Genomic DNA, 10,884 nt, shown 5'->3' with positions numbered 1-10,884 from the left:
GATCTCCGACAGCGCGGACAACTCGGGCGAACGCGCGCTCGGGCTGTGCCTGTCCGCCCTGACCCTCACGGCCGGGTTCGAGGCGCCCCGCGCCGTCTCCCTGAACGATCCCGCGCTCGCGGCGGGCTTCCACGCGGGGGCATCGGGCCACCGCTGGACGGCGGGCCGGGCCCGGCTGCCGACCGGCCTGCTGGCGGGCTTGTCCGGCCCGGTCTTCCTGCGCCTCGACCTCTCCGCGCCCCCGCTGCCGCGCTGGGTTGGGCCCGCAGCGGAAGTGGACGCGGTGAACTCGCCGCAGCCAGAGCGCCACCTGGGCCGCGTCACGGCGGCCTGAGGTCCACCGTGACCTAGGCCGGCGCGTCGTTGCGAGAGGCGGCGTTTCCGACCGGTCTGAGGGCGGATTTTCCCGGGGCCTGCCAAGGGTCGCGAGCGATCCCCCCAGGGTCCGGCGGATTGGGTTCTGATCAGCGAGACCGATAGGGTTTCCGGTTGGGATCGTTCGGGTTTCGGTACGGAATCCCTCGCCTTGGGGAAAGGGAGCACATCGCGTGCTGGTAGACCGAAGTAACTTACCAGGAACCGCGCGAGGCAGCCTGCGCGCGCCGCCGGATCACTGCGACGCGACGATTGTCGCCCGGCGATCGGTCGAACCGGCCATGCCTCGGTCTGATCCAGGCTCCACGTCACGCTCACCGATGAACTGCAAGCCGAAGGGGCCGGCATCGCATCGAAATCGTCCGCAAAAGCGTCTTCGCGAGCATGGATTAAAATGCGTCGCGTAACGTGTCGAAAATCCACGCGACGAAACCATTCTATCAGTTGATTCCGCAAGCGTAGCGCTTGTGTATACTTTGGTTTCGGGCATAGGCTCTTGAGAACGATCGTCTCAGGATGCCTCCAGCCTTCCAAACGGCCTCTGGTTGCATGAGCAGCATGGGCCATCCTGGCAGTGCATCGGTCGTCCGGGATGATGCGCGTCTGGCCTGACCAAGCGTGTGTATTGCCAAGCCAACCGCCCGAGAAACGAAGGCGGGGCTCGTAGGGGAGAAACGATGAGCGACGCATCCGTCGGTGCGCGGCGGACGATGGCTAGGGTACGTGCGCCACAGAGCTTCGTCGCAGGCATCGTGCTGGTCCTGCTCGGGATATTCGGCATCTGGGCCGCGAGCGATCTGCCGCGAGGCACCCTTGGATCCATGGGCCCCGGGATGCTGCCGCACTGGGTGGCGATCTGCGTCGCCATCTGCGGAAGCGTCCTCGTCGTCACGGGGCTCCTGCGCGACGGGGCGGGTCTCCAAAGCTTCGGCCTGCGCGGCCCCCTCACCGTCGTGCTGGCGATCCTCGCCTTCGCGCTCACGATCCGGCCATTCGCGTTCGGCTCCTTCGCGACTCCGGGTCTCGGCCTCGTCGTTGCGGGGCCGCTCGCGGTGGTCATCGGCGGCTACGCCACGCCCGAGGCGCGCTTTCGCGAACTCCTGATCCTGGCCCTGCTCCTCACGGCGGGATGCATGCTGCTGTTCGGGGACCTCCTGAACTTGCCGATCCCGATCTTCCCCACCGCGCTCATCGAGGCGGCGAGTGGTCGGATTCCCTCACGGACGTTGCTGCGGCTCGGGGCCGGCGGCCTCGCCCTGATGGGGCTTGCACTGCTTGCCCTGCAGCGACGCTCGACCCGCCGGAGCCGGACCGACGTCGCCCCGCACGCGATGATGACCTGATCGGGAGCCTGGGCACGTGACGGATCTCCTCGCCAATCTCGGCCTCGGCTTCGCCGTCGCGCTGAGCCTGCAGAACGTGACGCTTTGCTTCCTCGGTTGCCTCGTCGGCACCCTGATCGGCGTCCTGCCCGGCGTCGGGCCGATCGCCACCATCGCCATGCTGCTGCCGATCACCTTCGGGCTCGATCCCGTCGGCGCGCTCATCATGCTCGCGGGGATCTACTACGGGGCGCAGTATGGCGGCTCCACCACCGCCATCCTGGTCAACATCCCGGGGGAAGCGACCTCGGTCGTCACCACTCTCGACGGGCACCAGATGGCCCGCCAAGGCCGGGCCGGGGTCGCCCTCGGCATCGCGGCGATCGGCTCGTTCTTCGCCGGCACCGTCGCCACCCTGCTGATCGCCGCCCTCGGCGCCCCGCTGACGCGCCTCGCGCTGATCTTCGGACCGGCGGAGTACTTCGCCCTGATGGTGATGGGTCTGGCCTTCGCGGTCGTCCTCGCACACGGATCCGTGCTCAAGGCCGTGGCGATGATCCTGGTCGGCATCCTGCTCGCGGCCGTTGGCACCGACCTCGAGACCGGCCAGGAGCGGATGACCTTCGGCCTCGCCTTCCTCACCGACGGCATCGACTTCTCGGTCTTGGCGATGGGCCTGTTCGGGGTCGCCGAGATCCTGCGCAACCTCGATCAGACCGAGACCCGCGAGATAGCCCGGGCGCGGATCGGCCGCCTTCTGCCGAGCCTGGCGGATCTCCGGCAGGCGGCACCGGCGACGCTGCGCGGCACCGCCATCGGGGCGATCCTGGGTATCCTGCCGGGCAACGGCGCTGTGCTCGGTCCCTTCGCCGCCTACACGGTGGAGAAGCGCCTCGCGCGCGATCCGAGCCGCTTCGGCCGGGGCGCCATCGAGGGGGTCGCGGGTCCGGAGAGCGCCAACAATGCCGGCGCGCAGACGGCCTTCATCCCCCTCCTCACCCTCGGCATTCCGCCGAACGCCGTGATGGCGCTGATGGTCGGCGCCATGACGATCCACGGCATCGTTCCGGGCCCCGGCGTGATGACCAAGAACCCCAACCTGTTCTGGGGCATGATCGCGTCGATGTGGATCGGCAACCTCATGCTGCTGGTCATCAACCTGCCGCTCGTCGGCATCTGGGTGCGCCTGCTGAAAGTGCCCTACCGTCTGATGTTTCCCGCGATCCTGATGTTCTGCGCGATCGGCATCTACTCCATCAATTCGCTGCCGACCGACGTGATGCTGATCGCGGCCTTCGGGGTGTTCGGATACGGGCTGATCAAATTCGGCTTCGAGCCCGCGCCGATGCTGCTGGGCTTCGTGCTCGGCAAGCTGATGGAAGAATACCTGCGGCGTGCCCTCACCCTGTCGCGCGGCGACGCCCTGGTGTTCCTCGAACGCCCGGTCAGCGCGGTGCTGTTCCTCGTCGCCTTCACCATCCTGGCGGCGGCGCTGCTGCCGTCGCTGCGGCGCGGCCGCGACGCGGTGTTCACGGAAGCCTAGCGGCGCGGGCGCACGTACCCCTCCGGCGGCAGATACGACAACCTCGAAACCAGAAGGATGCGAAACATGAGACGGGCTCTCGCCATCGGACTTCTGTCGGCGCTCGCCGCCATCGGCGCCGCGGCCGACACCTACCCCCAGCGGCCGATCACCATGGTGGTACCCTTCGCGGCTGGTGGGCCGACCGACGTGGTGGCGCGGATCGTCGCCGAGCCGATGTCGCGGGCGCTGGGCCAGCAGGTCGTCATCGAGAACGTCACCGGCGCCGGCGGCACCACCGGCATCACCCGCGCGTCCCAGGCCTCGCCCGACGGCTACACCATCATGATGGGCCACATGGGCACGCACGGTGCGGCGCCAGCTCTGTTCAAGGGCCTGAAATACGATCCCGCCAAGAGCTTCGATCCTGTCGGCCTCGCGGCCGGCACGCCGATCGTCATCGTCGCCAAGAAGGGCTTTCCGGCACAGGACCTGAAAGGCTTCATCGAGGTGCTCAAGGCGCGCGGACCGGCGATCAACCAGGCCCATGCGGGGGTCGGCTCCGTCTCGCACTCGACGGGCGTGCTGTTCAATTCGCAGACCGGCGCCAAACCCACGCTCGTCGTCTATCGCGGCACCGGGCCTGCGCTGAACGACCTGATGGCGGATCAGGTCGACTTCATGACGGACCAGATCGTCAACGTCGCTCCACAGATCGCCGGCGGCACCATCAAGGCCTACGCCATCGCGACGGCCGAGCGCTCCCCGAGCCTGCCCGACGTGCCGACGACGAAGGAGGCCGGCCTGCCCGGCTACGAGGTCAGCGCCTGGAACGCCGTGTTCGCGCCCAAGGGCCTGCCGGCGGATGTCCGCGCGAAGCTCGTCGCGGCCCTCGATACGGCGCTCAAGGACCCCGCCACGACGAAACGCATCCTGGAACTCGGCGGCACAGTGCCGAAGGAGGCCGAAGCCGGCCCGGTTGCCCTACAGGCACTGGTCGAGCGCGAAGTCGCACGCTGGACCCCGGTGCTCCGCTCCGCCGTCGAAACCAATCCGTAACCTAATCCGGACGTAACACCGGTCCGAGGCCGGCCCGTTCCCAAGGGAGCGGGCCGGCCTCGTCGATGCTCGGACCGTCCCTCCGTGGGGGGATAGCCCAGGTCGACAGGCACCCGAGAGGTGCTCCATCGCTTCGCCCGAGCCGGAACACCAGAGGCGCTGACACCGTGGAATCCTACCTAACGTCGAGCTTCCTGCTGTCGCTCCTGCAGATCGTCTGGATCGACATTATTCTGTCGGGCGACAATGCAGTCGTCATCGCCATGGCCTGTCGGGGCTTGCCTGAGCGGCAGCGGCGGATCGGCGTCTTCGCCGGCGCCTTCGCGGCGGCCCTGCTGCGGATCGCCTTCGCGGTCATCATCTCGCAACTGCTGGCGATCCCGCTGCTGAAGGTCGTGGGCGGGCTCATCCTGCTGCACATCGCGGTCAAGCTCGTGCGCGGAGTGGCGGAGGACGAGAGCGACATCCGGGCGAATTCGAGCCTCCCGAAGGCGATCTGGACCATCGTGGTGGCGGATGCCGTCATGAGTTTCGACAACGTCGTCGCGGTGGCGGGTGCTGCCAAGGGCCACGACGAACTCTTCATCATCGGCCTTGCCCTGTCGGTGCCGCTCCTCGTGATCGGCGCAAGCCTGATCACCCGGCTGATCGATCGGTTCCCGATCCTGATCTGGTTCGGCGGTGGATTGCTGGGCTGGGTGGCGGGCGAGATGATCGCCACGGACCGGATGGTCCAGCAGTTCCTGGCCGACGGGCTGCCGGCCACCCTGCAGGGCGGCTTGCCGCACGCGATCGGCGCCCTCGGCGCCACCCTGGTGGTGGGCATCGGCCTGCTCCTCAGGCGTCGGTCCGACCGGGCGATCGCGCACCAGCAGGCGGCGGCGGTGGGCCGAGCCGAGGCGGACGTACTCGGCGGCTGATCCGTCGCGGCTGGAGCGTCACGCCAAGCGCGCCTTTTCGGGAGAGGCCGCCCCCCGAACATCGAAGGGCGGGCCCGCTACACGTCAGGGTCGGGCGGTCGGCCACCGGAGTGAACCGAGCGAGGTGAACCGTATCGGCGACGGCGCGGAGACGCAGAGCTTTCCTGGGGTGCTGTCCTGCGAGGCGGTGCGTTGAACGCGATATGCCACCGCCCGTCGACCGGATTCTGCGCGCGCAGCACCTACGACATAGTCGCGCGGTCTTTGCGGTTCCGGCGAATGCGTGGCAGGCGTTTCCTGCCGGTCCGGGCATACCCAGCGACTCCGAAAACAGGGCGACCCGATGCCGAGTTGGATCGAACGCGTGATCTGGTGGCAGGTCTTCCCGCTCGGCTTCGTCGGAGCCGAGCCCGAGGCCATGGGGGAAGCGCCCATCGTGCATCGCCTGGGGCACATCCAGGCCTGGCTCGACTATGCCGTCGAACTCGGCGCCACGGGGCTGGCCCTCGGACCGGTCTTCGCAGCCTCGACGCACGGCTATGACACCATCGACCCCTTCCGGATCGATCCGCGCCTCGGCGACACGGCGGACCTCGTCGCGTTGATCGAGGCCGCCCATGCGCGGGGCTTGCGCGTGCTCCTCGACGGCGTCTTCAACCATGTCGGCCGCGACCACCCCGCCTTCGTCGAGGTCCTGGAGCAGGGACCGCAGGCGCCGCGGGCCGCGTGGTTCAGGCTGTCCTGGCCCCGTGGCACCGATCCGGGCACGGCGCCGGACTACGCCTGCTTCGAGGGACACCGGCAGCTGGTGACGCTCAACCATGACGCGCACGCCGTGGCCGACCACGTCGTCTCGATCATGACGCACTGGCTCGCCCTGGGGGTGGATGGCTGGCGCCTCGATGCAGCCTACGCCGTGTCCCGGCGCTTCTGGTTTGACGTCCTGGCGCGCGTGCGGTCGCTCCATCCGGATGCCTACATCGTCGGCGAGGTCATCCACGGCGATTACGCCGCCATCGTGCGCGACACCGGCATGGATGCGGTGACCCAGTATGAACTCTGGAAAGCGATCTGGAGCGCGCTCAACGACCGCAACCTGTTCGAACTCGCCCACGCGCTCGATCGCCACAACGGCTTCCTCGACGCCTTCGCGCCGCTGACCTTCGTGGGTAACCACGACGTCACCCGGATCGCGAGCCGCCTCGCGGACGCACGCCATCTCCCTCATGCCCTCGCGATCCTGCTGGTCTGCGGCGGCACACCCTCGATCTATGCGGGCGACGAACAGGCCTTCCGGGGCGTGAAGGAGGATCGCATCGGCGGGGACGATGCGATCCGGCCGGCCTTCCCGGATACGCCCGCCGGGCTCGCCCCCTATGGCTGGCCGATCTACAGCCTGCACCAAGCGCTGACCGCCCTGCGCCGCCGGCATCCCTGGCTACATCGAGCCCGCACGCGGACGCTGCACCTGACGAACGAACAGCTCGTCCTCGCGGTGGGTGACGAAACGCAGCACCTCCTCCTCGCCCTGAACCTCTCAGAGGCCGGCACGCTCCTGCCGTCACCCGACGCGCGCACCGTCGCGGCCGGGGAAGCCTCGCTGGAAGCAGCCGGAACACCGGAGGCACGAGCGAGCCTCGCGCCTCACGGCTGGGCCATCCTCACTGTCTGATGTCGCGGACAGGCAGTCTGGATCCGCCAAGGGCCGGCGGGCCCAGGCCGCGAATGCAAACGGCATCCGCCTCGGCGGCGATGTCCACCGTCACTGTCATCGGGCGTCGGAGATGGCCCGCTGGGTCGATGAACCGGTCACTCCGGCAGGCGTCCCAGACGATCGGGTCGGCGCCGTACAACATCGCCCGGACCGGGAGGGGCTCAGCCTTGGCGACCGCCACCGCATCCCGTGGAAGTGCGAAACAGGCGGTGTCGCTCCTTTAGCCCGTGCGGCGACCGCCGGACCGAAACTGCCCGGAGGCGCGATTTGATCTCACCAGGAGCAGGGTCGCCGCATCGCAGCGACGCCTTCCTCAGGCGGCACGGAAGGTGCCAAGGAAGCGCCGAACCTCGGTCGCGAGGTGCTCGGACTGGCGCGAAAGCTCGGAGGCCGAGACCAGAACCTGGCTCGCCGCCGCCCCCGTCTCCTCAGCGGCACCCGCGACACCCGCGATGTTGCTCGTCACCTCGCCGGTGCCGACTGCTGCCTGCCCGACGTTGCGCACGATTTCCTGGGTGGCCGCCCCCTGCTCCTCCACCGCCGCCGCGATAGACGCCGCCACGCTGTTGATCTCGCGGATACGCCCGCTGATGCCGGCGATCGCCGTGACGGCCTGGTCGGTCACGCCCTGCACCTGCCCGATCTGCCGGCCGATCTCCTCGGTCGCCCGCGCGGTCTGGCTGGCGAGCTCCTTGACCTCGGTCGCCACGATCGCGAAACCGCGCCCGGCCTCGCCGGCACGCGCCGCCTCGATGGTGGCGTTGAGCGCGAGAAGGTTCGTCTGCGAGGCGATCCCCGAGATCATCGCCACCACTTCGCCGATCTTGGTAACGGTGGTGCTCAGTTCATGCACCAGGGAGGCGGTCTGATTCGCCTCGGTCACGGCGACCCGCGCCAGGTCGGACGAACCGGAGACCTGACGGCCGATCTCCTGGACCGAGGCGCCCAATTCCTCGGTGGCGGCCGCCACCGTGGTGACGTTGGAGGCTGCCTCCGCCGCCGCGGCGGCGACCGTGGTGGACTGGCTCGCCGTCCGCGTGGCCGTGGCGGTCATCGTCTGGGCGGTCGCCTGCAATTCGGTGGCGGAGGACGAGACCATGCCCACGATCCCGCCGACCGCCGTCTCGAAGGCATCCGCCATCTCGCGCATGCCGGCTTTGCGCTGCTGCTCGGCGGCGAGACGCGCCTGCGCGGTTTCCGCCTCAAGGGACCGCATGCGGATCATGCCCTCCTTGAACACCTGCACGGCGTCGGCGATTTTGCCGAGCTCGGTCCGGCGGCCCCGTCCCGTTACCTCGACCGAGAGGTTCCCCGCGGTGAGCGCCTGCATCGTGGTGATGATCTCGGCGCAGCCACGGCCGATACTCCATAGGATGACGCCGCCGAGCGCGACCGATACCAGCACGGCGACGACGGAGGCCGCGATGGCGAAGTCGCGCGTCCAGGCGTAGGTCGCGGCGGCGACTTCTCCGGTCTGGGCGGCGGAGTCTTTTGCGAAGGTGTAGAGTTGCTTCGCATCGTCCAGGGCGCGCTTGCGATGCTTGGTCACGATCGAATCGATCATGATGCGGGCCTTCTCGATTTCGCCCTCGCGCGCCAGCGCCAGCAGCGGTGGGGTCGACGCCAGATAGGTCGCCCAGTTTGCCCTGAAGCTCGCGAAGACCTGGGTCTCCGCCTGGGATTTCGGGAACTGCTCGTAGACATTGATCAAACGCGCGATCTCGTCGATCCGCTGCTGCATCTCCACCTCGATCACCTTCGCAACCTTCGGGTCCTTGGCATTCAGGGTGTAGCGAAACAGGGAGATCGTCAGGCGCCCGGCCCAATCGTTCAACTCGCCGATCGTCTGCGTCTTCGGCAAATCGCGCGTCTGCGTCTCGACCAGCAACGTGTTGATCGAAGCACCGCCTCGGACCGCAAGCCCCCCGAGCCCAACCACGAAGAGGGTCAGAAGGCTAAAAGCAAAGAGAATTTTGGCGCGGATAGTCGTATTCTGGAGCATGGTTGGACCCCGATCAATACGATCACCCTACCACCCGCTTATTTAACAACACATCTAGGATTATGACACGAGGATAAATTTGCGTCCCAGATCAAATTTATGCCAGCATCGAAGTTGTGTGGCGATAAAACACAGTGATATTGCCGCTAATTCTAGGAGACGAATGTTTTCGACGGCGCCGGCGAATTCGAGCGCGATCACCCGGTCCGTACCGAGCATGCTCTTTCCGTCCCGACATGGCGCCGGTTCAAGTTCCGAACTTGGCCGTTCCGAAATATCCTCCGGTTGGCGAACTCGTTATTCTGAGCCGACAATGCTCGGATGCCCCGACACTACGTCCGCGCCTCAATCGATGACCCGGACGCGTCCCGGGCCTGAGCCGACCTCGAACGCTTCGCCGCCGACCGCCGCTCCGGCTGGCCCTAGGTCAGGGCCAAGACCGGCGCGAAGATCCGCATCGACGAACACATGAAGGAGGTCCAGAAGATCTTCAACCCGGACTTCAACGCCACCGATCTGAAGACCGACGGCAGCAATGTCGACCACCACCTCGTGGATGACGAGACATTTTCCCGACTGCCACCACATCGGCGGCCGTATTCTGCGTCCGTTACCAGACCCTTCGGATCAAACGAGAAGGCGAAGCGAGATTGAGTGTTTGACAGGGCTCATCGGGATTGGGCGTAAGTGGAAGGATGATGGATTTCCTGCCTGCGCATCTCGTCCGGGCGTTGCTCGGCCTCGCGCTGGGCGCCGTTCTCGGCATGGTCGCACGGCGGGGGCGCTTCTGCACGCTCGGCGCCATCGAGGATGCCGTCTACGCGCACGACACCCGCCGCGCACGGGCGTGGCTGCTGGCGACCGGCATCGCCATCCTCGGCACCCAGCTTCTGGAAACCGGGGGCGGTCTCGACCTCGCCCGGTCGATCTACACGGGGCCGCGCCTGGAATGGGGCGCGATGATCCTCGGCGGGGCGATGTTCGGCTTTGGGATGGCGCTCGTCGGGACATGTAGCTTTGGAGCGCTCATTCGGCTCGGTGGAGGAGATCTCCGGGCGCTCCTCGTTCTGCTGGTGCTCGGGCTCTCGGCCTATATGGCGATCAGCGGCGTTACGGCGCTCCTGCGCGTGACGATCACCGAGCCGCTGAGTCTCGATCTCGGAAGCCAGCGCCTCGGCGCGCTCCTGCGGCTGGATCAGACGGGCCGTGTCGTCGTGAGCGTCATCGCGGGCGTCGGCTTCTGTCTCGCGGCGCTCACGAGCCGCGCCTTCCGGGAGACGAAACGGCTTCTGGTCGGCGCCATCGTCGTCGGAGGTATAATCGTCGCCGGATGGTGGACCAACGGAAGCGCGGGCTTCGACGAGTTCGAAACCCGGGCGATCGGCTCCTTCAGCTTCGCGCGGCCGGTCGGCGATACGTTGCTCTACGCCATGCTCGCGAGCGGCACGAAGGTCGATTTCGGCGTGGCCTCGGTCGTCGGCGTCTTGCTCGGCTCTTACGCATCGGCGCGCCACGCGGGTGAATTCTATTGGGAGGCACCCGACGATGCCCGTGAGGTGAAGCGCCACCTTCTCGGTGCGTTCCTGATGGGCACGGGCGGCGTCACGGCCCTCGGCTGCACCATCGGCCAGGGATTGAGCGGGCTCTCGACGCTATCGGTCGGCTCGATGCTGGCGCTGGGCGCGATCCTCGTCGGGGCGCGGGCGGGTCTCTACGTTCTCGTGGACCGGCACACGTAAGGGGCTTCGAAGATCACGGCGTGCGCGCGTTGCAGAACGCGCGGTGCAAGGCGGCGATGATTTCACGGACCTCAGGCCGGGCCAGCGTATAGTAGATGTTCTTCCCGTCCCGGCGGGCCTCGACGAGATCGTCGGCCCGCAACCGCGCCAACTGTTGGGACACAGCGGGCTGCCGCAGGTTCAGCAGTTGCTCCAGTTCCGAAACCGAGCGTTCGCCCTCGACCAGCAGGC

9 protein-coding genes and 1 pseudogene are annotated in these 10,884 nt (G+C 67.6%); 7 read left to right on the top strand and 3 right to left on the bottom strand.

Going from position 1 to position 10,884, the window contains the following annotated elements; translation table 11 throughout:
• The 6 genes and pseudogenes from MFF30_RS24990 to MFF30_RS24965 all read left to right on the top strand — a co-directional run.
• Positions 1 to 334, top strand: a pseudogene (locus MFF30_RS24990) (Hint domain-containing protein); the annotation flags it as partial.
• 718 nt (positions 335 to 1,052) lie between these two features.
• Positions 1,053 to 1,718, top strand: a complete 666-nt coding sequence (locus MFF30_RS24985) for a tripartite tricarboxylate transporter TctB family protein (RefSeq protein ID WP_238282919.1) — start codon at positions 1,053 to 1,055, stop codon at positions 1,716 to 1,718.
• 16 nt (positions 1,719 to 1,734) lie between these two features.
• Complete coding sequence (locus tag MFF30_RS24980) at positions 1,735 to 3,240, top strand: tripartite tricarboxylate transporter permease (RefSeq protein ID WP_238282918.1); 1,506 nt, start codon at positions 1,735 to 1,737, stop codon at positions 3,238 to 3,240.
• Positions 3,241 to 3,306: 66 nt separating this feature from the next.
• The gene (locus MFF30_RS24975) at positions 3,307 to 4,278 is read left to right on the top strand and encodes a tripartite tricarboxylate transporter substrate-binding protein (protein ID WP_238282917.1); all 972 of its coding nucleotides are present in this window, start codon (positions 3,307 to 3,309) and stop codon (positions 4,276 to 4,278) included.
• Positions 4,279 to 4,445: 167 nt separating this feature from the next.
• A complete protein-coding gene (locus MFF30_RS24970; protein ID WP_238282916.1) occupies positions 4,446 to 5,198 on the top strand; it encodes a TerC family protein in 753 nt (250 codons plus the stop codon).
• 343 nt (positions 5,199 to 5,541) lie between these two features.
• Positions 5,542 to 6,870: an alpha-amylase family glycosyl hydrolase gene (locus MFF30_RS24965; RefSeq protein ID WP_238282915.1), complete on the top strand. Its 1,329-nt coding sequence runs from the start codon at positions 5,542 to 5,544 to the stop codon at positions 6,868 to 6,870.
• Positions 6,871 to 7,225: 355 nt separating this feature from the next.
• On the opposite strand, the gene MFF30_RS24960 is transcribed toward MFF30_RS24965, so the two are convergent.
• Positions 7,226 to 8,914, bottom strand: a complete 1,689-nt coding sequence (locus MFF30_RS24960) for a methyl-accepting chemotaxis protein (protein WP_238282914.1) — start codon at positions 8,912 to 8,914, stop codon at positions 7,226 to 7,228.
• A gap of 345 nt (positions 8,915 to 9,259) precedes the next feature.
• Positions 9,260 to 9,502 carry a hypothetical protein gene (locus tag MFF30_RS24955; RefSeq protein ID WP_238282913.1) on the bottom strand — a complete coding sequence of 81 codons (243 nt, stop codon included), beginning with the start codon at positions 9,500 to 9,502 and terminating at the stop codon, positions 9,260 to 9,262.
• Between the two features lie 107 nt (positions 9,503 to 9,609).
• On the opposite strand from MFF30_RS24955, the gene MFF30_RS24950 reads away from it, so the two are divergent.
• Positions 9,610 to 10,653 (top strand): YeeE/YedE family protein, encoded by a 1,044-nt coding sequence (locus tag MFF30_RS24950; RefSeq protein WP_238282912.1) that lies wholly within the window; start codon positions 9,610 to 9,612, stop codon positions 10,651 to 10,653.
• Positions 10,654 to 10,666: 13 nt separating this feature from the next.
• Here the strand turns inward: MFF30_RS24950 and MFF30_RS24945 are convergent.
• Positions 10,667 to 10,884, bottom strand: a 218-nt coding sequence (locus MFF30_RS24945; RefSeq protein ID WP_238282910.1) for an ArsR/SmtB family transcription factor, incomplete at its 5' end; no start/stop codon positions are given.

This window comes from Methylobacterium goesingense, assembly GCF_022179225.1.
GTDB classification, from domain to species: Bacteria; Pseudomonadota; Alphaproteobacteria; order Rhizobiales; family Beijerinckiaceae; genus Methylobacterium; species Methylobacterium goesingense.
The sequence above is the reverse complement of the archived record's forward strand: the minus strand, read 5'-3'. Positions and strand labels throughout refer to the sequence as shown.